Raw genomic sequence first — 24,274 nt, 5'->3', positions numbered from 1 at the left:
GGCGGCGGGGGCAAGGGGCGCGCTAGGCCACGGGGATCAGATCGCCCGCAAAGGCGGTGCGGGCAAGCGCGCGGGCGTCTTCGAAGACCTCCATGCTTTCAAAGATATAGTCGAAGAAGCTGCGTTGCGTCTCGACCTCGATCTCGTAGATGTCGATGGGGCTGAAGCGCGGATCGCAGATCACTCCCTCCTTGATCCAGCGGTTCACCATCACCATCCGGTCGCGCTCGGCGTGATAGATGCCGTTGAACGCCACCTCGGTCTTCAGGTCTTCGAGCGCGGGTTTGCTTGTCGGCAGATCGCCGAGCCATCTGCGGTTGACCGGCCGCACCACGAAGATGCTCTTGGCGGCCGAAAGCTCGCTCAGGATGATCGGCCGGTAATAGACGCCGTCGATCGCCGTGAACTCGCCCTCGAAGCCGTATTCGTAAAGCCAGAGCCCGTCGCGCACCGCCTCGGGGGTGATTTCCTTGTAGATCGTGTGGCTGCGGTAGGGCTTGCGATCGCCCGGGCCGATGCCGATCTGCGCCTGCGCCGAGGGGTTGATATGCACGTATTCGGTGCCGGTGCGCGGATCGAAGCTGTTGAACAGGATGCCGATTCCGGTGGCATTGAACGCGTCCGAGATCCGCTCGAAGAAGCTTTCGTCAAACAGCGGCACCAGCGTCCGCGCAGGCACGAGGCTCGCCATTTCGCGCAGGTAGAAGACATCGCCGCGGCTGCGCGAGATGCTGTCGAGACAGGCCGAGAAATTCTGCATCATGTCGATCGGCCATTCGAAGAACGAGGGCCGGAACACGCCGCTTTTGCCATACATCGCCAGATGCATCAGATCGGCGTCGCGCTGCCCGAAGGGCTGCTGCTCGGCGATCGCATCGGCGAGCTGCGTCTCCAGATCGTCACCGCCCGCCTCGAGCGCGCGCAGGTAAAGATAGACCCAGTAGATCTGCCCCGAGGTGCAGGAAATCGCCCGCGGATGCACGCCGCCTTCCAGCGCCGCCTGCAGGAAGCCCGCGCCATGGGCATTGTTGCCCGCCAGCCCGCCAAGCGCGAAGGCGACATCGGTTTCCGAGGTTTTTGTGACCTTTTCCAGCACCGGCTCAGCGGCGGGTTTCGCGCCGCTCTCGGATTTCGGGGGCGCGGCGGATTTGGGCTTTGCCGCGGCCTCCTTGGCGGCGGCCTTGGCCGCGTCCTGCGCGGCTGCGTCCTTTGCCTTGGCCTCTTTCGCAGCCGCTTCTTTCTCGGCGGCTTCCTTCAGCGCCAGATCGGCGGCGGGCTTGGTCGGAGCGGCCGGGTTGGCGGCCGCCTCCTGCTGCGTCTGATCCTTCGGTGTCGGCTCTTCCATAGCGTTCCCCTGCAAGCATGCACACCCAGTTTCACCCGCTGCCGCGCGCCGATTCCGGCCCGGCAGCGGTATCGCATAAGTTGAGTGTATCGCTGCCGTGCAGAAAAGTCACCTTCGCAGTTGCAGCATTTTCATGTCAGCTCAGCCGACAAGCGCCTGCACGATCCGCGCAAGCCGGGTGGTAAGCGTGCCATAGGGCGGCATCAAAGGGTCTAGAACTGCAAAACGGTTCTCAAGCACCGGTTTTTCATGGGAAAACGCTTGAAAACCCCAATGCCCATGCGCCGCGCCAAGGCCCGAATTGCCCACCCCGCCGAACGGCAGATTGAGGTGGAGGAAATGCGCCAGCGTCACATTCACCCCCACTGCGCCCGAGGTCGTGGCACGGCAGACCCGCGAAATCAACGCCCGGTCGCGGGCGAAAACATAAAGGGCGAGCGGCTTTTCGCCCGCCTCGATCCCCGCCAGAACGGTGTCGAGATCGTCATAGGCGATCACCGGCAGGACCGGGCCGAAGATCTCCTCGCGCATCAGCCCCGCGGTTTCGGGCACGTTCGAAAGCACCGTCGGCGCCAGATAGCGGCTGGCGGCCTCGGCGTCACCGCCTGCGATGACGTGGGCACCCTGCCCCACGGCCTCGCTCACCATCGCGCGCAGCCGCTCGAAATGCTTCGCACCGATGAGCCGTGCGAAACTGCGCGAGGCCTGCGGATTGGCGCCATACATCCGCGCGATTTCCGCCCGCAGCGCCTTGGTGAAATCCGCCTCCTGCGCCCGCGGCACGAAGACATGATCGGGCGCGATGCAGGTCTGCCCGGCATTGGCGAACTTGCCCCAGGCCACCATCCGCGCCGCCTTTTTCAGATCGGCATCAGGGCCAAGGATGACGGGCGACTTGCCGCCCAGTTCCAGCGTGACGGAGGCCAGCGTCTTCGCCGCCGCCGCCATCACCACCTTGCCCACCGCAGGCGAGCCGGTGAAGAAGATATGGTCAAAGGGCTGCGCGAGAAGCTCGGTCGAGGTCTCGACGCCGCCTTCGACAACCGCGACCAGATCGTCGGGCAGGCAGGCCGCGACGATCTTGGCGATCAGCGCCGAGGTGGTCGGCGCCATCTCGGAAGGTTTCACCACCGCCGCATTGCCCGCGGCGATCGCGCTGACCAAAGGCCCTAAAGCCAGACACAGCGGATAGTTCCACGGCGCGATGATCAGCACCGTGCCTTTCGGCTCGGGCCGGATCGTCGCGCGGGTTCCGATCATCGAGAGCGTCGGGCGGACCCGGCGCACCCGCGCCCAGGATTTAAGATGCCGCGCGGAATGGCGGATCTCCGACAGGATCGGGATGATCTCGGAGATTCGCACCTCGACCGCGGGCTTGCCCAGATCGGCGGCCAAAGCGGCCATGATCTCGGCCTCGCGGGCGCGGATCTCGGCGGCAAGGCGCCTCAGCACCGCGCGGCGCTTTTGCACGGTGAATTCGATCCGCCGCCGGGCGTCGCCCGCACTCAGACGCGCATAGGCCTCGGCGGCGGGGCTCATGCCTGCACTACGACCTGGCGCTGCGACCCAAGCCCGGTGATGCCCAGCTCGATCACATCGCCCGGACGCAGGAATTTCGGCGGCTTCGATCCCATCCCGACGCCGGGCGGCGTGCCCGTGGTGATGATGTCGCCGGGTTCAAGCGTCATGAACTGGCTCAGGTAATGCACAAGGAAGGCGACGCCATAGACCATCGTCGCCGTGGTCCCGGTCTGCCGCCGCACGCCATTCACATTCAGCCACAGATCCAGCGCCTGCGGATCCTTGATCTCGTCCTTGGTCACCAGCCACGGACCGAGCGGCGCAAAGGTGTCATGGCTCTTGCCCTTCACCCATTGCCCCGAGCGTTCGATCTGGAAGCTGCGTTCGGACACATCGTTGCAGATCATGTAACCCGCGACGTGATCCATCGCGTCGTCCAGCGTCACATATTTCGCCCGCGTGCCGATGACGAAGGCAAGCTCCACCTCCCAGTCGAGCTTTTCCGAGCCACGGGGGCATTCCACATCATCATCCGGGCCGCAGATCGACGAGGTCGCCTTCATGAAAACCACCGGTTCCGGCGGCACGGTCAGACCGGCTTCCTCGGCGTGATCGGCGTAATTCAGCCCGATCGCGATCAGCTTGCCCGTGCCAGCAACCGGAGCGCCCAGCCGCGCGCCTTCGGGCACGATCGGCAGCTTGCCCGCATCCGTCCAAAAGAGTTTCGACAAGCCTTCGTCGCTCAGCGCCTTGCCATCGATATCGCGCACCACGCGGGACAGATCACGGATCGTGCCGTCGACGTGCAGGAGACCGGGCCGTTCCGCGCCCTTTGCTCCATACCGAACCAGTTTCATTCCAACTCCCGATATTCCATTCTGCCGTGTCGAAGCTTCGGCGCAGACGCACAATCTGCGATAGAGGCACGGGCCAGGGCAAGAGAAAGCCCGGGGTTCCCCCCGGGCAAGGTGCGGTGCTTTTTGTCGCAGGGGTCAGGCAGCTTCGGCTCCTTCCGGCAGCTTCGCGCCGGTCATGAAGGCCACGGCATCCGACATCGTGTAGCGCTTCGGGTCGATGACGCACAGACGCCGCCCAAGCCGGTGGATGTGGATGCGGTCGGCGACCTCGAACACATGCGGCATGTTGTGGGAAATCAAGATGATCGGGATACCGCGCGCCTTGACGTCGAGGATCAGTTCCAGCACCCGGCGGCTTTCCTTCACGCCAAGGGCCGCGGTCGGTTCATCAAGGATGATCACCTTCGAGCCGAAGGCCGCCGCGCGCGCCACCGCGACGCCTTGCCGCTGCCCGCCCGAGAGCGATTCCACCGCCTGATTGATGTCCTGAATCGTCATCAGACCCAGTTCCGACAGCTTCTCCCGCGCGATCCGCTCCATCTGCGGGCGATCGAGCATGCGGAAGAGCTTGCCCATGATCCCGGGGCGGCGCAGCTCGCGCCCCATGAACATGTTGTCGGCGATGGAGAGCGCGGGCGACATGGCGAGCGTCTGATAGACCGTCTCGATCCCCTTCGCCCGGGCATCAAGGGGCGAGGTAAAGCTGATCGGCTGGCCCTCGAGCCGGATCTCGCCATCGTCCGGAATAACTGCGCCAGACAAGGCCTTGATCAGCGTCGATTTTCCGGCACCGTTGTCACCGATCACGGCGAGGATCTCGCCCGGGTAAAGCTCGAAATCGCAATGATCCAAGGCCGTGACCTTGCCGTAGCGTTTCGTCAGACCGCGTGCCGTCAGAATGGGTTCCATCACGCCGCCGCCTTTCTGATCCATTGATCCACCGCGACCGCCGCGATGATGAGAGAGCCGATGAGAAGGAAGGTCCATTGCGGATCGGTGCCATACATCCGCAGCCCAAGGGTAAAGACGCCCACGATCAGCGCGCCGAACATCATCCCCAAGATCGAGCCGCGCCCGCCGAACAGCGAGATGCCGCCAATCACCACCGCGGTGATCGAGTTGATGTTTTCGAGCTGCGCCGAAGTGGGCGACACCGACCCCAGCCGCCCGATCAGCGCCCAGCCCGCCAGCCCGCAAATGAGCCCCGAAATCGTGTAGACCGAAATCAGGATCGACTTGACCTTGACCCCCGCCAGTTCCGCGGCGTCGGGGTCATCGCCCACCGCATAGACATGGCGGCCAAAAGCGGTGTGGCGCAGGATATAGGCCAAGACCGCAACAATCGCGATCATCAGGATGGCGCCGAAGTTCAAGACCGCCCCGCCGATGCGGATGGTCTCGCCAAAGAATTGCAGGATCGGCGCCTTTTCCTCGATATCCTGCGCCCGGATCGTCTCGTTCGCGGAATAGATGAAGTTCGCCGCCAGCACGATCTGCCACATGCCGAGCGTGACGATGAAGGGCGGCAGCTTCATCCGCGCCACCATCGTGCCGTTCAGAAAGCCGATGAGCGTGCCCACGCCCAGCCCGCACAGCACCGAAATCGGCGCCGGGATGCCATAGCGGAAGGTGAATTGCCCCATGATCACCGAGGACATCACGGTGATCGCGCCCACCGACAGCTCGATCCCCGCGGTCATCACGACGAGCGTCTGCGCCGCGCCGACGATGCCGGTGATCGCCACCTGTTGCAGGATCAGCGTCAACGCATAGGCGGAAAAAAACTTGTGCCCCAGCAGCAGCCCGAAGCCGATGATCGAGGCGACCAGCACGATCAGCGGCACCAGCGCGGGCGTCTGATGCAGCGCATATTGCAGCTTTTGCACCGGTGTCTTGGTTTCGGCGAATTCGGCCACCTTCTGTGGCGCGGCCCCGATCACCGTCTCGAAGCCCTGCGGCCCCCGTGTTTCACTTGCCATTCTTCCCTCCCGCCATTCTTCCCTCACGGTGCCCAGCCACCCCCGGGCCGGGTGTGCGAAGGGGCGGCTGCCGCCGCCCCCTCCCGTTTCGCGAGTGGTGTTCGTTTCAGCCCCAGCAGATGCCAAGGCCCGCCTTGCTGTCGATCGAAGGCACGCCCTCGACCGGTTTGTCGGTGATCAGCTGCACGCCAGTGTCGAAGAAGGTCTTGCCCTCGGTCGCGGCGGGCTTGGTGCCGTCCTTGGCAAAGGCGGCAATCGCCTCGATGCCTTTCGAGGCCATCAGCATCGGATATTGCTGCGAGGTGGCGCCGATCACGCCGCCTTCGACGTTCTTCACGCCCGGGCAGCCGCCATCGACCGAGACGATCAGCGTGCCCTGATCCTTGCCGACGGCCTTCAGCGCCTCATAAGCGCCCGCCGCGGCCGGTTCGTTGATCGTGTAGACGACGTTGATATCCGGGTCTTTCGCCAGAAGGTTCTCCATCGCCTTGCGGCCGCCTTCCTCGTTGCCGGCAGTCACGTCATGGCCGACGATGCGGGCGTCGGTTTCGTCGCCCCATTTGTTCGCATCGCCCAGATCGATCCCGAAGCCCTGCAGGAAGCCCTGATCGCGCAGCACGTCAACGGTGGGTTGCGACACGGCCAGATCGAGCATCGCGATTTTCGCCTCGGCAGCCTTGTCGCCCAGATTCGCTTTCGCCCACTGGCCAATCAGCAGCCCGGCCGAGAAGTTGTCGGTGGCGAAAGTCATGTCGGCCGCATCCATCGGATCGAGCGGCGTGTCGAGCGCGATCACCAGAATCCCCGCCTCGCGCGCCTTTTGCACGGTGGGCACGATCGCCTTGGTGTCGGACGGCGTGATCAGGATGCCCTTGGCACCATCGGCAATGCAGGTCTCGATCGCGGCGACCTGAGCTTCGTTGTCGCCATCCACCTTGCCCGCATAGCTTTTCAGCGTGATCCCGAGCTTCTCCGCCTCGGCCTGCGCACCTTCCTTCATCTTCACGAAGAAGGGGTTGGTGTCGGTCTTGGTGATCAGGCACGCGCCGGTCTCGGCAAAGGCCCCGCCCGCCAGGGCAGTCATGGCAGCAGCCGAAGCGCCCAGCAGGGCCAGTTTGCGCATCATCACGGTCTCTCCTCCCGTTATTGCTTTACGATTGCTCTACGCCGTCGCGGCCCCTCCTCCAGGGCTCAGGGAAACTTTGGCGCGAGTCGGCGGTTCGGTCAATAGATAACTCATGTTGATTTATTATTTGAGGACCAATCCATCCGGCCCCTTTTTCGGCAGGTCGTGAAGCCGTCAGGGTTGAGCGCGGAAGAAGACGCCATGTTCGACCTGATCATCTTCGACTGCGGCGGCGAGTTGATCGGCTGCGCGATCATCTTGGCGCAGATGCTGATTGCCGAACTCGCCCTGAACGGCGTCGGGATCGATCCGGATGACGTGGCAGCGCCGAGGCGCCCCCCTGTCGCCCCGTCTCAAACTTGCGACGGCCTGTCGCGCAAAAGCCCGGCCAGGCAGGACGGCTATAACTTGACCCTTCGGGCCGGACTGGGAATGATCGCCCGACGCCAGGCGGGATGATCCCGACTCAGCCGCAAGGACCGCAGCGATGTTGAACATGTCCAACCTTCCGCAGCCCACGGCGGTCCCGCAGGCGGATCACCGGCCCCTTGGGCAGATGCACAAGGGCTATTCGGGCCATGTCTTTCACATCGCCGCCGCCGATCATTCCGCCAGCCTGCCCGCCGCTGAAATGGAGCGGCGCCTGATCGAGCTCGGCTTTGTCGAAGGCGCCAAGGTCACAATTCTGCACGAGGGGCTTTTCGGGCGTGATCCGATCGCGGTAAGGGTGAACGGCACCACCGTCGCGCTGCGTCGCCGCGAGGCGATGGCAATCCTCGTATCCTGAGTGCAGATGCCCGACCTTTTCCGCCTCGCCCTTGTCGGGCCGCCTAATTGCGGCAAGACATCGCTTTTCAATGCGCTGACCGGCGCACGCCAGAAGGTCGGCAACTATGCCGGCGTCACGGTCGAGCGCAAGCTGGGCCTGTTCACCACCCCCGGCTCCAAGCACATCGAGCTGATCGACCTGCCCGGCACCCACAGCCTGCGCGCGCGTTCGCCCGACGAGGCGGTGACGCGCGATGTCGTGCTGGGCCGCCATCCAGCCGAGCCCGCACCGCAACTCATGCTCGTTGTCGTCGATGCCGTGGCCCCGCGCTCGGGGCTGCGGCTGGCGATGGAGCTGGTCGCCACCGGCCTGCCGATGATCGTCGTTTTGAACATGATCGACATCGCCCGACACCGGAAGATCGAGATCGACCGCGCCGCGCTGCAGGAAGAACTGGGCGTGCCCGTCGTCACCTCGACCGCGGTGCGAAAGGGCGGACTTGAAGCGCTTCTGAAAACGCTGGACGAGACCTTGGCCGAGGGCGTACCCGAGGCCGGGCCGAACCTCTGGGCGCCGCCCGATGCCGCCGATCTGCGGCTCAGCCACCGCGCCGCCGACCGGCTGATTGCGCGCGCCGTGACCCTGCCGCCCGAGCATGACACGCTGACGCATCGCATCGACAGGCTGCTGCTGCATCCGGTCTTCGGGCTCATGTTCCTGCTCGGCCTGCTTTTCGTGATGTTTCAGGCGGTGTTCAGCTGGGCCGCGCCGGTGATGGATCTGATCGACGGCAGTTTCACCGCCGTCGCCGATCTGATCCGCGCCCATGTCCCCGAGGGATTGGTGCAGAGTTTCCTCGTCGATGCGCTGATCGGCGGCGTTGGCGGCGTGGTGATCTTCCTGCCGCAGATCGTGATCCTGTTCCTGTTCATCCTGCTGCTGGAAGATCTAGGTTACATGGCAAGGGCGGCCTTCCTGATGGACCGGATCATGGGCGGCGCCGGGCTGCATGGCCGCGCCTTCATTCCGCTCTTGTCGTCCTTCGCCTGCGCCATTCCCGGCATCATGGCGACGCGCGTGATCGACAACCCGCGCGACCGCATCACCACGATCCTCGTCGCGCCCTTGATGACCTGTTCGGCGCGGATCCCGGTCTATACGCTGATCGTCTCGGCCTTCATTCCGGCACGATCGATCCTTGGCATCTTCAGCCTGCAAGGGCTTGTGATGTTTGGACTTTACGGCGCAGGCATCGTCTCGGCGCTGGCGGTTTCGGCGGTGGCCAAGTTCCTGTTTGCCCGCGGCGAGCCCTCGCCGCCCTTCATGCTTGATCTGCCCGATTACAAGATCCCGCAGGGGCGGTCGGTGGCAATCGGGCTTTGGACCCGGGCGATGGCCTTCCTCAAGCGCGCGGGCACAACGATCTTCACCATGACCGTGGTGATCTGGGTGCTGGCGACCTTCCCGCAGCCGCCCGAGGGCGCGACGCAACCGGCGATCCTCTACAGCTTCGCCGCGGGCATCGGCAAGTTGATCGAGCCCATCCTTTCACCCGTCGGCTTCAACTGGCAGATGGCGGTAGCGATCGTGCCGGCGATGGCCGCGCGCGAGATTGCCGTGGCGGGGCTGGCCACCGTCTATGCGGTCTCTTCGGACGGCGGCGAGGCGGTTCTGGGCACGCTTTTGTCGGCACAATGGAGCCTTGCGACGGCGCTGTCGTTCCTTGTCTGGTTCATCTTCGCACCGCAATGCATCTCGACGCTCGCCGTGATCAAGCGCGAGACGGGATCGGGCAAATGGATGTGGGTGACGGTTGCCTACATGTTTGCGCTGGCCTGGGTCGCCTGTTTCCTCACCTATCATCTGGCCGTGCTGATCGGCTGGGGCTGAGGCGCTAGCCATGACCGAGGCCATCGCCGAGGTCACGCGGGACATCTCCCCCCTTGTCCGGCCGCGGCCCAAAGGCCGCCGGCCAGCGCCCGCCCCGCCCACGGCGGGCGCTGGCCTCTGTCACGCTTCGGGAAACGGTCTTGGAAATGCGGGCGTGACCCGGGCGGGGAAAGGCAATGCCTTTCCTGATCCGCCCGAGACCCGAGGTTACCCCCTCCACCAGCATCGGCACCGGCAGCGGATATTCCTGCAAATTCGCTCCCGGCCCGATCCGGTCCACCACCGCATAACGGCCCGGCCCGCCGATCGGCGCCAGCACCCCATGCCAAACGTTGCGCAGCAGGTTCACACCCTGCCCCGGCGCGGTCAGAAAGGCGCGGAACCGCACCGGCACCCCCTCGGCATCCTCGGCCACGCAGACCAGAAACGGCACGCCATCGAGCGGCAGGAAGGCCTGCGACCCCAAGGGATGACGCTCGACCAGATCCAGAACATAGGGCAGCGCCCGCGCCTGCGCCGCGAAGAGCGAAATCCCCGCCCGGCCCTCGTCATCAAAGGACAGCCGCGCCAGATCGTGATGGCGCCCGCAGAGCCCACCGTTGATCAGCTTCGTCGGCGGGCCTAGGACGTCGATCAGATCGCCGAAGGGCCGAAAGGCCTCGGCCGTCAGGGGCTCTACCGTCAAGCGCTGCATGTCATCCTCCGTCACATCCTGCCGCCACGAAAGGCGCAAAATCAGGCAAGTGCAAGGGGGCGACGCGGCGGCGTCGCTTTTGCGCTGGAGGCCGCGTTCCCGCCCCGCTAGCCTGAGCCCAAAGGAGAAACCGATGGATGCTGCACTGATCTGGGACTGGGCCACCTTTGCGATGCGCTGGCTGCATGTCGTGACCGCCATCGCTTGGATCGGCTCGTCCTTCTATTTCATCGCGCTCGATCTGGGGCTGAGGCAAGCCCCCGATCTGCCCAAGGGGGCGGCGGGCGAGGAATGGCAGGTGCATGGCGGTGGCTTCTATCATATCCGCAAATATCTGGTCGCGCCCGAGCGGATGCCCGAGCATCTGACCTGGTTCAAATGGGAAAGCTACGCCACCTGGCTTTCGGGCGCGGGGATGCTGATCCTTGTCTACTGGCACCGGGCGGATCTGTTCCTGATCGATCCGGCGAAGATCGACTGGGCGCCGTGGCAGGGCATGGCGATTTCGGCGGCCTCGCTGACGCTGGGCTGGTTGATCTATGACCGCGCCTGCAAATCGCGTCTGGGCGACTATCCCGCGGCCTTCATGGCGCTGCTGCTTGCCGCGCTGGCGGCGATGGCCTGGGGCTACGGGCAAATCTTCACCGACCGCGCGGCTTTCGTGCATCTGGGCGCCTATACCGCCACGATCATGACGGCGAATGTGTTCCTGATCATCATCCCGAACCAGAAGATCGTCGTCGCCGATCTGAAGGCGGGCCGCGCGCCCGATCCGAAATACGGCAAGATCGCCAAGCTGCGCTCGATGCACAACAACTACCTGACGCTGCCGGTGGTGTTTTTCATGCTCTCGAACCACGCGCCCTTGGCCTTTGCGACGCGCTATGCCTGGGTCATCGCCGCGCTCGTCTTCCTGATGGGGGTGACGATCCGGCACTGGTTCAACAGCCGTCACGCCCGCAAGCCCGCGCCCTATTGGACGATCCCGGCGACGGTTCTGCTGTTTGGCCTTTGTGTCTGGCTGTCGACCCTTGGCCCGCGCGAGGCGCCCGAGGACGAAGCCGCCCTGTCGGGCACAGCGTTGCAGTTCGCCAAGGCCCCGGGGTTCGAGGAGGTGGCGAGCCTTGTCACGGCAAACTGTGCCATGTGCCACACGCGCGAGCCCGCCTATGAGGGCATTCTTGCGGCGCCGAAAGGCCTGATCCTCGACACGCCCGAGGCGGTGGCGCGCGCGGCCGAACTCGTCTTCATCTTTGCCGGTCTGACGACGGCAATGCCCCCCGGCGCAGCGAATTTCCTGACGCCCGAAGATCGCGCCGCGATCCGCAACTGGTATCGCGCGGGGGCCGAGGCGGAACTGGCGCAGAACTGAGCAACGGTCGGGGGGCGGTTACCCTGCGATCAGATGGAAGAAGCTTCCCGTCACATTGCCCCGCACCGATCCCGTTTCGGCCACCGGCTTGCCCGCCGCATCGCAGACCTTGGCCAGCGCCGCATCGGGTTGGGCAAGGATCGTGGAGTAATGGAACTCATGCCCCCAAAGCCTTGATCCGACGCCATATCCCGGCAGAGGCGCGAAAAGCTCCGCTGAGCGATAGCCCAGATGCAGGCGGCGCTTTTCATAGCTCGTCACCAGCCCCAGAAGCCCGGTCATCGCGTGGGAGACACCCTCGGCATCCACCAGCGCCGCGCCCAGAACCATGTAGCCGCCGCATTCGCCATGCACCGGGCGGGTCTTTGCGAAACGCTGCAAACCGTCCTTGAAGCGGCTCGCCGCCGCGATCCGACCCGCGTGCAGTTCGGGATAGCCCCCCGGCAGCCAGCAAAGATCGGCCGAGGGATCAGGCGCCTCATCCGCCAAGGGCGAGAACGGCAGCACCGTCACCCCCGCCCGCCGCCAGGCTTCCAGCATATGCGGATAGACAAAGGAAAAGGCCGCATCGCGGGCAAGCGCAATCCGCCCCGCGGGCGGCACGGGCCAAGCCCCCTGACCGGGCGCGGGGCCAGCGCCGGAGGCCGCCAGAAGCGCGTCGAGATCCACATGCGCCGCGACGAACTCGGCCAGCGCATCCAGTGTCGCGTCGAGCCCCGCCTGTTCCTCGGCCTGCACCAGACCCAGATGCCGCTCGGGCAGGCTCAGATCAGAGCGCCGCGGCAGCGCACCCAGCACAGGCAGGCCCAGCTGGTCCATCTCGGCGCGGATCATGCTTTCGTGCCGCGCGCTCGCGACATTGTTCAGGATCACCCCGGCCATCGGCGGCGCCTCGGGGTGGCGGGCAAAGCCAAGCGCGGTAGCCGCCGCCGATTGCCCTTGCCCCTTCACGTCCAGCACCAGCACGACCGGCCAATGAAACATCCGCGCGATTTCGGAACTGGCGCCACGCCCGGAGCGGCCCGGGTCAGGCGGACCATCATAAAGGCCCATCGCGCCTTCGAAAATCACCAGATCGGCGCCCGCCGCCTGCCCCGCCAGCGCGTCCAGCAGCGCTCGATCCATTGCCCAGCCATCCAGATTGAAGCTCGGCCGACCGGCGGCGGCGGCGTGAAAGGCCGGGTCGATGTAATCGGGGCCGTTCTTGAAGGGGGGCAACCTTGAGCCCGCGCCGGCTCAGCGCCCGCAACAGCCCCAGCGTCAGCGTCGTTTTGCCCGAGCCCGAGGCGGGTGCCGCAATCGCAACCCCTTTCGGTCCATCGCTCATCTTTCCCCTCCCGTGCGGACGCGCCCTGATGCAGCGTGGCCGCGGGCCTTGTGTCAAGCCGCCGCGCCCGGGCCTCGGCCGCGGCGCGGACAAGCGAGATCAGCCGCCAACCGCCATGCGAGAGCTTGCCGAACGGCAGGCACAGCACCGCCCCCGCGACGGCGCCCAGATGCAACGCGAGCAAGAGCCCCATCGCGGACGTGTCGCGCAGCGCCAGCAGCGCAAGCCCCGAGCCCGCCAGAACGGCCAGTTGCCCCCGCAAGAAACGATCCGAGCGCGCCATTTCGGGGGTTTTCAACGGATCGGGGCGCAGGGACATCAGCGCCAGCCCCGCGAGCATCGCGACGCCCCCCGCCGTGCCAAGGATCACCGGCGGGCTGAAGAGCGGATAGGGCGCGGGCTGGCCCGCGACATGCGCGAAGAACCCGGCGACAGTGGCAAGGAAAGTCAGCCCGAAGCCGCCCGCGAGCAGATGATGCGCCAAGCGTCGCAGGCGACCCGCGGGGCCAAGACGATCCTCGCAATCATCGAGGTTGCGCAGGGTCAGCGCGTCGAACAACCCGGCGCGCAGGGCGACGCGGTCCACCGGCACCGGGCCACGGCCCGCGCGCCAAAACAGGATCAGACAGAGAAGAACGAGAAGCGCCGCCAGCCCCATCACCGCGCCCGTGGCACCAGCCATGATCGGATGCGGGATCAGCGCGTAAAAGGCCCCCGGCCCGGTGTGGCGCGCGAAAACCTGCGCCAGGGGGTGCGCAATGAGCAGCGCCAAGGGCGGCAGCGCGCAGCAGATCGCGAAAACCGCTTTCGCAAGGGCAAGCGGCTCGCGGTAGTCGGCGCGGCGCAGGGCGGAAAGCGTCGCGGGCAGGTTGACCGCGAACTCATGCGGGGCGGCGTATTGGCAATCATGCACGCAAGACCGGCAATCGTGACACAGATGCGCCAGATGGCGCAGATCGCCCGTCGTGAGGTTCGGGCGGCCCTGCGCGGCGGGAAAGACGGCGCAAAGCCCGGTGCAGAACCCGCAGGTGTTGCACAGGTTGAGCGCCCGTTTCGCCTCGGCAAAGGGCTCGGCTTGGGGCGCGGGCGGGATCGGGTTTGGCGGCAGGCTGGCGGGAATGAGTTTGGCTTTCGGCGCGAGCTTTGCCGCCTCGCGCCCGGCGATGCGGCCGAAGACGGCGGCGATGGTCAGCCCCGCGCCGGAGAGATAGCCCTGCCCCAGGATCGCGCCGCAGATGTTTGTTCCGGCGGCGAAAAGTCTTGGGGTCACCGCCTCGGCCAGCCGCACACGCGCGGTCGCGTCGGGGACAAGGCCGTAGCGGGTGAAGCCGATGCCGGGGATCATCGGAATTGCATGGAAGGGCGCAACAAGCGGAGCCATAACACCCGAGCGCGGCGGATCAAGCGGGCCTTGAAGCGTTGCGGTCAGCCCCGCGGGGTCGATGTCGCAAAGTTCCGCCAGCGCCGCAGGTGTATCAGCCGATAAGGGCGAAAAAATCATCGGCGGCAGCTTCATCGCGGCCTCCGCGCCCAGAATGATCCAGGCGCGGGGATCGGGGCGGGCGAGCAACTTGCGCGCCCAGACCGAATGGCGCTCGGGGCCTTTCACCGCGCCTTCATCGGCGAAGCGACGCCCATCGGCCCCGACGACGATGCCGTGCTGCATCCCGTCGACACGGCTGACGATGCCCGCATCGTGAAAGGGCGCGCGCGGATCGACGGCGACGACATGGCCATCGCCCGGCTTGCCCGCCGCCTGCGCGCCTTGCGCGAGTGCGTGCAGCAGTGGCAGGCCCAGCTGTTCCGGCGTGCCGCGGTTGGCGATCTGATCCGCCCGCGCGCCGTGGGTCTGCGCCAGCCACTCCCGGTTCGCGCCGATCCCGCCCGAGGCCAGAACGAGCGCCTGCGCGGTGATCCGGTCAGCACCGATCTCGACCGTCAGCGGGCCTTGATGCGCGGGATCGAAAGCCTCGGGCGGCAGGGCCTCGACGGCAATCCCGGCACGGATCTGCACCCCAAGCCTGCACGCCCGGGCCAGAAGCGCATTCACCAGCGCCTGCCCGCCGCCGCGCAGAAAGACGGTGCGGCGGGAATAGGGAAGATTGCCCTCCGCCCAGGGTTCAAGCCGCACGCCCTGCGCCAAAAGCCAGTCGGCCAGATCGCGCGAGCCTTCGGCAAGCGCCTCGGCCAGCGCGGGATCGCCCCCGCCGACGCGAAGAAGATCGCGGCGGAATTCCTCGGCCGGGTAGCTGTCGCGCTGATAGGGCGTCTCGGCGTCTGACGCCACGCGGATGTTGCGACCGTGCCTCGCATTGCCGCCCAGCCGTTCGGGCGGGGCGGCGTCAAGAACAAGGACCGAGGCCCCCGCGCGCGCGGCCTCGATCGCGGCGCAAAGCCCCGCCAGCCCCGCGCCGATCACGAGGACGCCAAGCGAAGCGGGCAAAGGGGTCTGGGGCACGGGCGTCGTGGTCATGGCGCCAAGGTAACGCAAGCCGCGGCCAAGGAAAACCGCCCTAGCGCCGGGTCCAGCCCGCCATCGCCGCAGAAAACTCGGCGCGGGTTTTCGGCAGGGCGGCGTTGTGGTCGAGAAGGCCGCTCTCGCGTGCTGAAAGCGCGAGATCGATCAACAACGGCGGGCGCAGGCCGACCTTGGCCAGCGTCGCGCGGTCGGAGAGGATCTCGACCGCCCTGCCCTCGGCCACGACCTGACCGGCGCGAAACAGCGCCACCCGGTCGGCCAGAGCGGCGGCGAGGTTCACATCATGGGTCGAAAAGACCAGCGTCATGCCGCGGTCCAGAAGCCCGCGCAGCAGCGTCAGAAGTTGCTCCGACCCGGCCTCATCGAGCCCCGCAGTGGGTTCGTCAAGCAGCAGCACCTCGGGGCGCATCGCGACAGCTCCCGCAATCGCCACGCGCCGCTTTTGCCCGCCCGACAACATGTGGGTCGGTCGGTCGCGCAGATCGGAGATGGAGAGCGCGGAAAGCGCCTCCTCGACCCGGGCGCGGGCCTCGGGCTCGGACAGGCCAAGGTTCAAGGGCCCGAAAGACACATCCTCGAAGACCGTTGCAGCGAAAAGCTGATCGTCGGCGTCCTGCAGCACCAGCCCGACGCGGCGGCGCCAGTCGGTCAGATCCTTGCGGGAATGGCCGGTGGCGGTGCCGCCCAGCAGCACCCGCCCCGCTTGCGGGCGCAGCGTGCCGTTCAGATGCAAAAGCAGCGTCGATTTCCCGGCGCCGTTCGGGCCAAGGATCGCAAGGCTTTCGCCCTGCGGCACGGCAAGAGAAAGCCCGTCAAGTGCGGTCACCCCGCCCGGAAAACTGTACTGAAGCGCCTCGGCGGCAAGGATCGCGGTCACAGGAACACTCCGGCCGCGGCGAGGACGGCTTGCAGGGTCAGGATCAGGCCAAGGATCAGGGGAGAGGCCGCGGGGCGGTTCGACAGAACCCGCATCTCGCCCTGCCAGTTGCGCGCCGCGAGCCCGGTTTCAAGACGACGGGCGCGGGCCAAAGCGCGGGGCAGCAGCACCGCGATCACCTGCGCCGTCGAGCGCAGCCAGCGCGCACGGGTCGCATGGCCAAGGCGGGCGCGTTGCGCGGTGGTCATGGCGGCGGCCTCCTCGGCCAGAATGAAAACAAAGCGATAGGTCAGCAGCGCGATCTCGACCAGTTCGGCGGGCACGCCCCAGGCGCGCAGACCCGAAAGCAGATCGGCCGCGGGCGTGGTCGTGGCGAGGAAGAGCAGGCAGCAGGTCGCGGCCGTCGCCCGGGTCACCAAAGCCGCGACGGCGGCGGGGCCGCCCGGGGCAAGGCTGATGCCCTCGGGGCCGATCTGAACCAGAAGCACCAACGCCCCGGTGGCAAGAAACCCAAGCGGCAGCACCGCGACCGATGCCCAGAAGCGCGGCGAGACCCGGGCGCCCGCGAAGGTGAAGGCAAGGATCGCCATTGTCACCAGCACTGCCCCGGGAAAGGGCGGCAAGGTCACGGCAAGGATGAGAAACCCCAATCCGATCAGAGACTTCTCGGCCAGCGGGCGATTTCGCCAATGGCCCTGCGCGGCGACCCGGTCGATCGAGGCAATGCTCATGGCCCGGGTCTTTGCCTTACTCGGCCGGGGTGGCGACGGCGCGCGGTTCGGTCTTCGCCGCTTCGGCCTTGGCGCGTTCGTGGCGGCGCCCGATCACATAGCCGATGATCAGCGCACCAAGCGCGGCCTGCGACGAGAAGAGCAGGCTTTCGACCTCGCCGCTCGGCGGTTCCCAAAGCGGTGCGGCCCAGGGGGTGAACCCGGGTTTCATCGCCTCGATCGCCGCCGAGGCCTGATCATCGGTGCCGCCAAACTCGCCCGAGACGAAAAGAAGCGGTAGCGCCACGAGGGCGAGCGTCGCCCCCAAAAGGGCCATCGTGCGTTTGCAGACCATCAGCGTGCCTCCCCGGTAATCGTGCGCAGATCGACGCCGCCCTTGCCCGCCAGCGCTTCCATGACGATGACGGTCAGGAAGCCCTCGGCCAGAGCCAGCGGGATTTGCGTGAAAGCGAAGATCGAGCCAAATTTCAACGCAGCCCCCCAGATGCCCGAGACCGGATCGGGATAGGCCAAAGCCAGTTGCACCGAGGTCGTAAGATACGTGGCGAGATCGCCCAGAGCCGCGGCGAGGAAGACGCTGACGGCGACCGAGAGGCCAATCTTGCGGCCCAGCGTCCAAAGCCCCCAGGCGACCCATGGGCCGACGACGGCCATCGAAAAGGCATTGGCGCCGAGCGTCGTCAGCCCGCCATGGGCGAGCAGAAGGGCTTGGAACAACAGCACGATCAACCCCAGAACCGCCATCACCGACGGCCCGAAGATCACCGCGCCAAGGCCGGTGCCGGTCGGGTGCGAGCACGAGCCCGTCACCGAGGGAATTTTCAGCGCCGAGAGCACGAAGGCAAAGGCGCCCGAGGCCGCAAGGGTCATCCGCGCCTCGGGGCGTTCGGCGACGATACGGCGAATTTTCAGCGCGCCCGCGACCACAAAGGGCGCCGAGGCGGCATACCAGAATGCGCAATGGGAAACGGGGAGATACCCCTCCATGATGTGCATGTGACTTCCTTCCACTGTCCCGCGTCGCTTTCGAGAGACCGGAGGCACCCCGCCCCGGGAAGGCTTGCGACGCTCGAGCGATGGCAGGTCTCCTGACTTGCGGGTCAGACAACTCCGGTCACCTTCCCGATCCGAACCCCGTGGAAAAGGGGGAATCAGTGGTCTTCGACCGTCGTCTCGCCGCTCACAGTTGCGGGGGCAGCCACGGATTCGGCCCCTGATGGGTAATCCTCACCGTGTTCCCTATTAATCCCGTCCAGTTGGGAACCATCGCGGTCGAGTTATCCCCGCGTGCCCGGCAGTGTCAAGGGCAGGAAGCGTCACGCCGCGGGCACATTGCGACGCAGCAGGTAAATGTCCATCACCCAGCCGTGGCGGGCGCGCAGATCGGCCCGCGCCTGCAGGATTTGCGCCGTGACCTCGGCCACGGGGCCTTTGATCAGCACCTCTTCGGGCATCGCGACACAGGCGCCCCAGAAGATCGTAAGGCCTTCAGGATCAAGGCCTTGGAAGGAACACTCGCCGTCGAGCATGGCCACGACGGTCTCGGTCCCCGCGGGCCAGCCGTGATCGCGCAATTGCCGCCCGGTGGTGATCATCACCGGGGCGCCGATCTCGTTCAAGGGGATCGCATGGGCGGCGCACAGCGCCTGAATGGCGGTGATGCCGGGGATGACTTTCGTCGTGATCGGCAGGCGGGCTTTCAGCCGCTCCGCGATGCGCAGCGTGCTGTCGTAAAGCGAAGGATCGCCCCAGACGAGCAGCGCCACCTTGCCGCCAAGCCCCGGAACATGCGCGGTGATTTCCGCCATCCAGGCCTCGGCGATGGCGTCGTGCCAGTCGTCCACGCCCTTGCGATAGGACGGGTTGGCAGCATCCCGCACCGGCAGCGCGAAGTCGACCACCTTGGTCGCGGGGTTCGTCAGATGCGCCGAGCAGATGCCCCGCCGCAGCCCAGCCAAATCGGATTTGTCGGCCCCCTTGAGCGGGATCAGGATCAGATCGGCGGCATTCATCGCGTCGATCGCCTGAAGCGTCAGATGCCGCGGATTGCCGGTGCCTATGCCGATCAGGGTCAGCTCGATCATCTCAGACCTCCGGGTCGTAAAGCGGGCCGTAAAGGATGAGCGCGGGCTTGTCCGAGCGTTCCGCGGCAAGGCTCGCCGCAAGATCTGCCACGGTCGAGCGGGTGCAGCTTTGCTCGGGGTGGCCCACGGCTTCGGCGAGCAGCGCGGGGGTGTCGGGGGCCAGCCCGTGCGCGATCAGATCGGCGGCCAGTTTCGGGAAGGTGCGCTTGCCCATGAAGACGACGGTCGTCGCGCCCGTATCGGCGAGCGCGGCCCAGTTCAGCCCCTCGGGCAGATCGCCGGTCACATCGGCGCCGGTGACGAATTGCACGCGCCGCGCGGTCAGACGGCGCGTCAGCGGCAGCCCTGCCGCGGCGGCAGCAGCACAGGCCGAGGGCACGCCGGGGATGATTTCGTAAGGAATGCCCGCGCCGGTCAGCGCGTCCAACTCTTCCTCGAGCCGACCGAAAAGCCCGGAATCGCCCGATTTCAGCCGCACCACCTTGAGCCCGGTCAGCGCGTGATCGACGAGCAAGCGGCTCACATGATCCTGCTTCGGCGAGGGCCGCCCGGCCCGCTTGCCGACCGCGATCAGCTCGGCCCCCTCGCGCGCATGGCCAAGGATCGGCCCGGCGGAAAGGTCATCGAACAGCACAACATCGGCCTTGGCGAGCCGGTCGGCGGCCTTCAGCGTCAGCAGCTCCGGATCGCCCGGACCCGAGGAAACGAAGGAGACAAAGCCGCTCATTCGGTGCCCTCCGGGAAGCGCGGATGGGTGCCCAAGGGGCGGTAGCGGCGGTCGTAATCGCCCGCGTAAAGGCGGGATTCGTCGAAATCCTCGGTGGCGAGCGACCGGCCGACAAGGATCAACGCCGTGCGCTCCATCTCGGCGCCGATGGCGGTTTGCAGGGTCGCCAAAGTTGCCCGGACAACGCGCTGATCGGGCCAGCTCGCGCGCCACACGACCGCGACCGGACACTCTTCGCCGTAATGCGGCGTCAGCTTTTGCACAACATCGTCAAGCACATGCACGGAAAGGTGAATCGCCAGAACCGCCCCGGTGCGGGCGAAATTCTCCAGCGTCTCGCCCTCGGGCATGGCCGAGGCCCGCCCCGAGGTGCGGGTCAGAATGACCGATTGCGCCACCCCGGGCAGCGTCAGTTCCGCGCCAAGCGTTGCGGCCGCGGCGGCGAATGACGGCACGCCGGGCGTCACATCATAAGGAATGTTCAAGGCGCGCAGACGGCGCAGCTGCTCGCCCATTGCCGACCAGATCGACAGATCGCCCGAATGCAGCCGGGCGACATCGTGCCCCGCGGCATGGGCTTCGGCGATCGTGTCGATGATCGCATCAAGGCTCATCGGTGCGGTGTTGACGATCTTGGCGCCGGGCGGGCAATGCGACAGCAGCGCCTCGGGCACCAGCGATCCGGCGTACAGACAGACCGGGCAAGACGCGATCAGATCGCGGCCCCGGATCGTGATCAGATCCGCCGCCCCCGGCCCCGCGCCGATGAAATGCACCGTCATTCGTCCTCTCCCTCCGCCACGGCAAGGACCACCCCGCCGATCACCTGTCGGGGCAGCACCAGTCGCGCCCCCTTGCCTGCCGCGACCAGCGCCGCGGCCTCTGCCACCGATCCGGTGCCTTTCAGCCCCCGGACCCGCTCCGATTGCGACGGCGTTTCGACCCCCGCAACCGTGACGCCGATCACCCGATAGTCGGGCAGAGCGGCGGCAAGCTCTTCGGCTTTTTCGCGCGCCGTGGCAAGAGCATCCACCTTTCCCACGGACGCGACGGCATGGCGCAGCGGTTTTGACCCGGTTCCGGGCCGAAATCCGACACCGGCCACTTTCATCGCCGCCCGCTCCATTGCAGCTGCGGACGGCTGGGCGACCAGCCGCGCATCCGGCCGAGCGGCTGGGCCTCGGCGATGTCGATGCGCAAAAGCTGGCCGCCGTGGCGTTCGTGCAGGCGCATCAGAGCGGTCTCGCTTTCCAGCGTCACCGCATTCGCGACGATCCGCGTGCCGGGGGCGAGACGCTCCCAGAGCAGGTCGTGCAGCGCCTGAGACCCGCCGCCGCCGATGAAGACAGCCTCGGGCAAGGGCAGATCCGCCAGCGCCTCGGGGGCCGCACCATGCACCGCCTGCATCCGGGCGCCGAGGCCGTAGCTGTCAATATTGGCGCGGATATTCTCGATCCGGTCGGCCCGCGGCTCGATCGTGATCGCGCGCCCCCCCGCCAAGCACCACTCGACCGAGACCGAGCCGGAGCCGCCGCCGATGTCCCACAACAATTCGCCCGCCCGGGGGGCCAGCGCCGCCAGCGTCAGCGCCCGCATCGGCGCCTTAGTGATCTGCCCGTCATGGGCAAAGGCGGTTTCCGGCCGACCCGGTGTGGCGGAAAGACCGACCTCAGGCGCCAGATCGGCGGCGTCGAGCGCCACCGCGACAAGCGCAGAAACATCGCTCAGATCATAGGCTTGCGCGGTGATGTTGCGCAGCCGCTCGGCCGGGCCACCCAGCCGCTCGGCCACCACCATCCTCACCGCGCCATAGCCGTTCGCGCAAAGCCAAGCGGCCAGGTCCCCCACCGCCGCGCCGTCGCGCAGCGTCACGACGACGCGTGCCCCGCGCACCAGCGCCGCGCGCAGCCGCCCGAAGGGCGCCGCATGCAGCGCCAGCGCCGTCACCTCCTCGATGCGCCAGCCAAGCCGCGCGCAGAGCAGCGCGACCGTGCCCGGCACCGGAAACGCCTGCCACTCTTCGGGCGCCAGCCGTTCGGCCAGCATCGAGCCCGCCCCGAACCAGAACGGATCACCCGAGGCCAGAACCACCGTCGCCCGCCCGCGACACGCCAGCACCGGGGCAATGTCAAAGGGCACGGGCCAAGCCTGACCGCGACGGCCAGCGCCCACAAGGTCGAGATGCCGCGGCCCGCCAAAGATGACCCCGGCCCGATCCAGCACCTGACGGCTTGCCAAAGGCAGCCCATCAAGGCCATCTTCGCCCAGACCCACGATGCTCAACCACGGATCAGACATGACGCGCCTCCTTGTGCTTGGCGGCACCACCGAAGCCAGTCGACTGGCGAAAACCCTTGCTGAACAAGGCTTTGAGGCGGTGTTTTCCTATGCGGGCCGGACCGATGCGCCCGTGGCGCAGCCCTTGCCCACCCGCATCGGCGGCTTTGGCGGCGTGGACGGGCTCGTCGACTATCTGAAGCGCGAGGGCGTGACGCATATGATCGACGCCACGCACCCTTTCGCCGCGCAGATGAGCAGCAATGCCGTCGCGGCCTGTGCGCAAACCGGCGTGCCCCTTTGCGCCTTCGAACGGGCGCCCTGGACCGCGCAGGAGGGCGACCGCTGGACCAATGTTCCCGATCTTGCGGGCGCCGTCGCCGCGCTGCCGCAAGCCCCGGCGCGGGTGTTCCTTGCGATCGGCAAACAGCATCTGGCCGAGTTTGCCGCTGCACCGCAGCATCACTATTTGCTGCGGTTGGTCGACCCGCCCGAGGCACCGTTGCCCCTGCCCGATGCGACCGCCGTCATCGCGCGCGGCCCCTTTACGATTCAAGGGGATATGGAATTGCTGCGCAGCGAAACCATCACCCATATCGTTGCGAAGAACGCTGGCGGCGCGGGCGCCGAGGCGAAGCTTGTGGCCGCCCGCAGCCTTTGTCTGCCGGTGATCCTGATCGACCGGCCCATGGTCCCCGCGCGCGAGATCCGCGCGACGCTCGAGGGGGTGATGGGCTGGCTCGCCGATCACGGCGCGACGCCGCGCGGCGTGTAGACCCAGGGCCCGATGCGGCGGGTGCTGGCATTGCCGACCAGCACCACGGTGCGCATGTCGGCCATCTCGGGCGTCGCCTCGCGCAGTTCAACCACATTGATCGCCTGCTCGGGCGTCGTCACGGCGCGGGCGAACAGGATCAGCCGCTCGGGCTCGCATTCCTCGCGCAGGATTTCCAGCACGCGGGTGAACTGATGCGGGCGCGATTTCGAGCGCGGATTGTAAAACGCCATCGCGAAATCCCCGCGCGCCGCGTGGCGCAGCCGCTTTTCGAGAATTTCGAAAGGTTTGAGATTGTCCGAAAGATTGATGGCGCAGAAGTCATGCCCAAGCGGCGCCCCGGCCGCAGCCGCAGCCGCCAGCATCGCGGTGATGCCCGGCAGGATGCGAATCTCGGTCCCGGCATGTTCGGGATGGGCTTCGAGCGCCTCGAACAGCGCAGAGGCCATCGCAAAGACCCCGGGATCGCCCGAGGAGACCACCACCACGCGCCGACCTTCGGCTGCCATTTCAAGGGCATGGGTCGCGCGGTCAAGCTCGACCCGGTTGTCAGTCGGGTGCAGCGTCAACCCCTCGCGCGCGGCGATGCGGGCGACATAGGGGATGTAGCCCACGATATCGGTGGCCTCGGCCACGGCGGCCACCACCTCGGGCGTCACCAGATCTTCACGGCCCGGCCCAAGCCCGGCAACGACAACCCAACCGCTCATTCCTCGCCCCCCAGTTCCGGCCGCCGCCCCTGCCCGTGCACCAGCACGATGGCGAAATAGGGACAATCCTCCTCGGCCACATCGACCAGACGCGCGATGCGCTCGGTCGGCATCGTGCCGCGCTCGACGAGCCACGCTGCGTCGAGCCGACCCGTAACCGCAAGCGCGCGCTTGATTTTCGGTAGATTGCGCCCGGTCTTCATCACCACGATCGCATCCGAGCGTTCCATATGCGCGACCAGATCCGCCTCGGGCAGCGTTCCCGCCATCACGGTCAGCACATCGTCGCCCCAGGTGATCGGCGTGCCCGTCGCCCACCAGCAACCCACCATGCCGGGAATGCCGGGGATCACTTCGATCTCGGCCCGGCCTTGCAGGCGGGTGTAAAGATGCATGAACGAGCCATAGAGGAAGGGATCGCCTTCGCAGAGCACGACAATATCGCGCGTTTTCGAAAGTTCCGAAAGCCGCGATGCCCAGTCGTCGTAAAACCGCGCCAGCGCCTCGTTATATTCCGGGGACTCGACCGGAAGTTCGGTCGTCACCGGATATTCCATCGCATGCTCGACCACATCCGGGCGCAGCATCCCCTCGACGATCCGCCGCGCCTGACCGGGCCGCCCCGCCTTGCGGAAATGCGCGATGTCGGTGGCGCCGCGAATGGCGCGGTCGGATTTCACCGAGATCAGCTCGGGGTCACCCGGCCCAAGACCGGCGCAAAGGATGCGTCCCAT

General features: G+C 66.7%; 22 protein-coding genes, 3 pseudogenes and 1 riboswitch. Of the genes and pseudogenes, 5 read left to right on the top strand and 20 right to left on the bottom strand.

Features of this window, described 5'->3' with window-relative positions; genetic code table 11:
* Positions 1-22 precede the first annotated feature (22 nt).
* The 6 genes from ACTTAI_RS10195 to ACTTAI_RS10170 all read right to left on the bottom strand — a co-directional run bounded on the left by ACTTAI_RS10195 (position 23) and on the right by ACTTAI_RS10170 (position 6,825).
* Positions 23-1,345 carry a hypothetical protein gene (locus ACTTAI_RS10195; RefSeq protein ID WP_444455605.1) on the bottom strand — a complete coding sequence of 441 codons (1,323 nt, stop codon included), beginning with the start codon at positions 1,343-1,345 and terminating at the stop codon, positions 23-25.
* Between the two features lie 141 nt (positions 1,346-1,486).
* On the bottom strand, positions 1,487-2,884 hold the full coding sequence (locus ACTTAI_RS10190; protein ID WP_444455604.1) for an aldehyde dehydrogenase family protein: 1,398 nt from the start codon (positions 2,882-2,884) through the stop codon (positions 1,487-1,489).
* Entirely contained in the window at positions 2,881-3,723 is an 843-nt protein-coding gene (locus ACTTAI_RS10185) for a fumarylacetoacetate hydrolase family protein (protein ID WP_444455603.1), read from the bottom strand. The genes ACTTAI_RS10190 and ACTTAI_RS10185 overlap by 4 nt, the downstream gene beginning before the upstream one ends.
* A gap of 135 nt (positions 3,724-3,858) precedes the next feature.
* Complete coding sequence (locus ACTTAI_RS10180) at positions 3,859-4,656, bottom strand: ATP-binding cassette domain-containing protein (RefSeq protein WP_444455602.1); 798 nt, start codon at positions 4,654-4,656, stop codon at positions 3,859-3,861.
* Positions 4,632-5,702 carry an ABC transporter permease gene (locus ACTTAI_RS10175; protein ID WP_444455601.1) on the bottom strand — a complete coding sequence of 357 codons (1,071 nt, stop codon included), beginning with the start codon at positions 5,700-5,702 and terminating at the stop codon, positions 4,632-4,634. Before ACTTAI_RS10175 ends, ACTTAI_RS10180 begins: the two co-directional genes overlap by 25 nt.
* Before the next feature lie 106 nt (positions 5,703-5,808).
* Positions 5,809-6,825 carry a sugar ABC transporter substrate-binding protein gene (locus ACTTAI_RS10170; RefSeq protein WP_444455733.1) on the bottom strand — a complete coding sequence of 339 codons (1,017 nt, stop codon included), beginning with the start codon at positions 6,823-6,825 and terminating at the stop codon, positions 5,809-5,811.
* Positions 6,826-7,029: 204 nt separating this feature from the next.
* Between ACTTAI_RS10170 and ACTTAI_RS10165 the strand changes: the two genes are divergently transcribed.
* From ACTTAI_RS10165 to feoB, 3 genes are read left to right on the top strand one after another with little or no spacing between them, the layout of a single operon-like run.
* Complete coding sequence (locus ACTTAI_RS10165; RefSeq protein ID WP_444455600.1) at positions 7,030-7,287, top strand: hypothetical protein; 258 nt, start codon at positions 7,030-7,032, stop codon at positions 7,285-7,287.
* Positions 7,288-7,324: 37 nt separating this feature from the next.
* Complete coding sequence (locus ACTTAI_RS10160) at positions 7,325-7,615, top strand: FeoA family protein (protein WP_444455599.1); 291 nt, start codon at positions 7,325-7,327, stop codon at positions 7,613-7,615.
* 6 nt (positions 7,616-7,621) lie between these two features.
* Complete coding sequence (feoB, locus tag ACTTAI_RS10155) at positions 7,622-9,487, top strand: ferrous iron transporter B (RefSeq protein ID WP_444455598.1); 1,866 nt, start codon at positions 7,622-7,624, stop codon at positions 9,485-9,487.
* Between the two features lie 211 nt (positions 9,488-9,698).
* On the opposite strand, the pseudogene ACTTAI_RS10150 reads toward feoB, so the two are convergent.
* Positions 9,699-10,181 (bottom strand): annotated as a pseudogene (locus ACTTAI_RS10150) (ureidoglycolate lyase); the annotation flags it as partial.
* Positions 10,182-10,314: 133 nt separating this feature from the next.
* On the opposite strand from ACTTAI_RS10150, the gene ACTTAI_RS10145 reads away from it, so the two are divergent.
* Positions 10,315-11,553, top strand: coding sequence for a urate hydroxylase PuuD (locus ACTTAI_RS10145; protein WP_444455597.1), 1,239 nt, complete (start codon positions 10,315-10,317; stop codon positions 11,551-11,553).
* Between the two features lie 18 nt (positions 11,554-11,571).
* Here ACTTAI_RS10145 and ACTTAI_RS10140 read toward each other — a convergent pair.
* The 11 genes and pseudogenes from ACTTAI_RS10140 to cbiE all read right to left on the bottom strand — a co-directional run bounded on the left by ACTTAI_RS10140 (position 11,572) and on the right by cbiE (position 22,076).
* Positions 11,572-12,880: pseudogene (locus ACTTAI_RS10140) on the bottom strand (cobyrinate a,c-diamide synthase).
* A 115-nt stretch (positions 12,881-12,995) separates the two neighbouring features.
* A pseudogene (gene tcuA / locus ACTTAI_RS10135) lies at positions 12,996-15,353 on the bottom strand (FAD-dependent tricarballylate dehydrogenase TcuA); the annotation flags it as partial.
* 40 nt (positions 15,354-15,393) lie between these two features.
* The gene (locus ACTTAI_RS10130) at positions 15,394-16,236 is read right to left on the bottom strand and encodes an energy-coupling factor ABC transporter ATP-binding protein (RefSeq protein ID WP_444455596.1); all 843 of its coding nucleotides are present in this window, start codon (positions 16,234-16,236) and stop codon (positions 15,394-15,396) included.
* Positions 16,233-16,967: a cobalt ECF transporter T component CbiQ gene (gene cbiQ / locus ACTTAI_RS10125; RefSeq protein ID WP_444455595.1), complete on the bottom strand. Its 735-nt coding sequence runs from the start codon at positions 16,965-16,967 to the stop codon at positions 16,233-16,235. The genes ACTTAI_RS10130 and cbiQ overlap by 4 nt, the downstream gene beginning before the upstream one ends.
* 16 nt (positions 16,968-16,983) lie before the next feature.
* Complete coding sequence (locus ACTTAI_RS10120; protein ID WP_444455594.1) at positions 16,984-17,301, bottom strand: energy-coupling factor ABC transporter substrate-binding protein; 318 nt, start codon at positions 17,299-17,301, stop codon at positions 16,984-16,986.
* A complete protein-coding gene (locus ACTTAI_RS10115) occupies positions 17,301-17,963 on the bottom strand; it encodes an energy-coupling factor ABC transporter permease (RefSeq protein WP_444455593.1) in 663 nt (220 codons plus the stop codon). The genes ACTTAI_RS10120 and ACTTAI_RS10115 overlap by 1 nt, the downstream gene beginning before the upstream one ends.
* Positions 17,964-18,028: 65 nt before the next feature.
* Positions 18,029-18,250: riboswitch (cobalamin riboswitch) on the bottom strand.
* A gap of 33 nt (positions 18,251-18,283) precedes the next feature.
* A complete protein-coding gene (gene cobF / locus ACTTAI_RS10110; protein ID WP_444455592.1) occupies positions 18,284-19,051 on the bottom strand; it encodes a precorrin-6A synthase (deacetylating) in 768 nt (255 codons plus the stop codon).
* Between the two features lies 1 nt (position 19,052).
* Positions 19,053-19,778, bottom strand: a complete 726-nt coding sequence (gene cobA / locus ACTTAI_RS10105; RefSeq protein WP_444455591.1) for a uroporphyrinogen-III C-methyltransferase — start codon at positions 19,776-19,778, stop codon at positions 19,053-19,055.
* Complete coding sequence (gene cobM / locus ACTTAI_RS10100; protein WP_444455590.1) at positions 19,775-20,560, bottom strand: precorrin-4 C(11)-methyltransferase; 786 nt, start codon at positions 20,558-20,560, stop codon at positions 19,775-19,777. Before cobM ends, cobA begins: the two co-directional genes overlap by 4 nt.
* Positions 20,557-20,889 carry a cobalamin biosynthesis protein gene (locus ACTTAI_RS10095; RefSeq protein ID WP_444455589.1) on the bottom strand — a complete coding sequence of 111 codons (333 nt, stop codon included), beginning with the start codon at positions 20,887-20,889 and terminating at the stop codon, positions 20,557-20,559. Before ACTTAI_RS10095 ends, cobM begins: the two co-directional genes overlap by 4 nt.
* Complete coding sequence (gene cbiE / locus ACTTAI_RS10090) at positions 20,886-22,076, bottom strand: precorrin-6y C5,15-methyltransferase (decarboxylating) subunit CbiE (protein ID WP_444455588.1); 1,191 nt, start codon at positions 22,074-22,076, stop codon at positions 20,886-20,888. The genes ACTTAI_RS10095 and cbiE overlap by 4 nt, the downstream gene beginning before the upstream one ends.
* Here cbiE and ACTTAI_RS10085 point away from each other — a divergent pair.
* Positions 22,075-22,830 (top strand): cobalt-precorrin-6A reductase, encoded by a 756-nt coding sequence (locus tag ACTTAI_RS10085; protein WP_444455587.1) that lies wholly within the window; start codon positions 22,075-22,077, stop codon positions 22,828-22,830. The two genes, cbiE and ACTTAI_RS10085, sit on opposite strands and share 2 nt — an antisense overlap.
* On the opposite strand, the gene cobJ is transcribed toward ACTTAI_RS10085, so the two are convergent.
* Together cobJ and cobI are read right to left on the bottom strand one after the other, a co-directional pair.
* Positions 22,803-23,540: a precorrin-3B C(17)-methyltransferase gene (gene cobJ, locus ACTTAI_RS10080; protein ID WP_444455586.1), complete on the bottom strand. Its 738-nt coding sequence runs from the start codon at positions 23,538-23,540 to the stop codon at positions 22,803-22,805. The genes ACTTAI_RS10085 and cobJ overlap by 28 nt on opposite strands.
* A complete protein-coding gene (gene cobI / locus ACTTAI_RS10075; RefSeq protein ID WP_444455585.1) occupies positions 23,537-24,274 on the bottom strand; it encodes a precorrin-2 C(20)-methyltransferase in 738 nt (245 codons plus the stop codon). Before cobI ends, cobJ begins: the two co-directional genes overlap by 4 nt.

Source organism: Rhodobacter capsulatus, from assembly GCF_052363175.1.
GTDB classification, from domain to species: Bacteria; Pseudomonadota; Alphaproteobacteria; order Rhodobacterales; family Rhodobacteraceae; genus Rhodobacter; species Rhodobacter capsulatus_D.
The sequence above is the reverse complement of the archived record's forward strand: the minus strand, read 5'-3'. Positions and strand labels throughout refer to the sequence as shown.

Excerpts from the sequence above, each read along its gene's own strand:
- cobM (WP_444455590.1), bottom strand. The coding sequence starts at position 20,560 with ATGACGGTGCATTTCATCGGCGCGGGGCCGGGGGCGGCGGATCTGATC.
- ACTTAI_RS10180 (WP_444455602.1), bottom strand. The coding sequence starts at position 4,656 with ATGGATCAGAAAGGCGGCGGCGTGATGGAACCCATTCTGACGGCACGC.
- ACTTAI_RS10120 (WP_444455594.1), bottom strand. The coding sequence starts at position 17,301 with ATGGTCTGCAAACGCACGATGGCCCTTTTGGGGGCGACGCTCGCCCTC.
- cobI (WP_444455585.1), bottom strand. The coding sequence starts at position 24,274 with ATGGGACGCATCCTTTGCGCCGGTCTTGGGCCGGGTGACCCCGAGCTG.
- ACTTAI_RS10190 (WP_444455604.1), bottom strand. The coding sequence starts at position 2,884 with ATGAGCCCCGCCGCCGAGGCCTATGCGCGTCTGAGTGCGGGCGACGCC.
- ACTTAI_RS10160 (WP_444455599.1), top strand. The coding sequence starts at position 7,325 with ATGTCCAACCTTCCGCAGCCCACGGCGGTCCCGCAGGCGGATCACCGG.
- ACTTAI_RS10145 (WP_444455597.1), top strand. The coding sequence starts at position 10,315 with ATGGATGCTGCACTGATCTGGGACTGGGCCACCTTTGCGATGCGCTGG.
- ACTTAI_RS10170 (WP_444455733.1), bottom strand. The coding sequence starts at position 6,825 with ATGCGCAAACTGGCCCTGCTGGGCGCTTCGGCTGCTGCCATGACTGCC.
- ACTTAI_RS10165 (WP_444455600.1), top strand. The coding sequence starts at position 7,030 with ATGTTCGACCTGATCATCTTCGACTGCGGCGGCGAGTTGATCGGCTGC.
- ACTTAI_RS10095 (WP_444455589.1), bottom strand. The coding sequence starts at position 20,889 with ATGAAAGTGGCCGGTGTCGGATTTCGGCCCGGAACCGGGTCAAAACCG.
- cobF (WP_444455592.1), bottom strand. The coding sequence starts at position 19,051 with ATGATCGAGCTGACCCTGATCGGCATAGGCACCGGCAATCCGCGGCAT.
- ACTTAI_RS10195 (WP_444455605.1), bottom strand. The coding sequence starts at position 1,345 with ATGGAAGAGCCGACACCGAAGGATCAGACGCAGCAGGAGGCGGCCGCC.
- cobJ (WP_444455586.1), bottom strand. The coding sequence starts at position 23,540 with ATGAGCGGTTGGGTTGTCGTTGCCGGGCTTGGGCCGGGCCGTGAAGAT.
- ACTTAI_RS10185 (WP_444455603.1), bottom strand. The coding sequence starts at position 3,723 with ATGAAACTGGTTCGGTATGGAGCAAAGGGCGCGGAACGGCCCGGTCTC.
- cbiE (WP_444455588.1), bottom strand. The coding sequence starts at position 22,076 with ATGTCTGATCCGTGGTTGAGCATCGTGGGTCTGGGCGAAGATGGCCTT.
- feoB (WP_444455598.1), top strand. The coding sequence starts at position 7,622 with ATGCCCGACCTTTTCCGCCTCGCCCTTGTCGGGCCGCCTAATTGCGGC.
- cobA (WP_444455591.1), bottom strand. The coding sequence starts at position 19,778 with ATGAGCGGCTTTGTCTCCTTCGTTTCCTCGGGTCCGGGCGATCCGGAG.
- ACTTAI_RS10175 (WP_444455601.1), bottom strand. The coding sequence starts at position 5,702 with ATGGCAAGTGAAACACGGGGGCCGCAGGGCTTCGAGACGGTGATCGGG.
- cbiQ (WP_444455595.1), bottom strand. The coding sequence starts at position 16,967 with ATGAGCATTGCCTCGATCGACCGGGTCGCCGCGCAGGGCCATTGGCGA.
- ACTTAI_RS10085 (WP_444455587.1), top strand. The coding sequence starts at position 22,075 with ATGACGCGCCTCCTTGTGCTTGGCGGCACCACCGAAGCCAGTCGACTG.
- ACTTAI_RS10115 (WP_444455593.1), bottom strand. The coding sequence starts at position 17,963 with ATGCACATCATGGAGGGGTATCTCCCCGTTTCCCATTGCGCATTCTGG.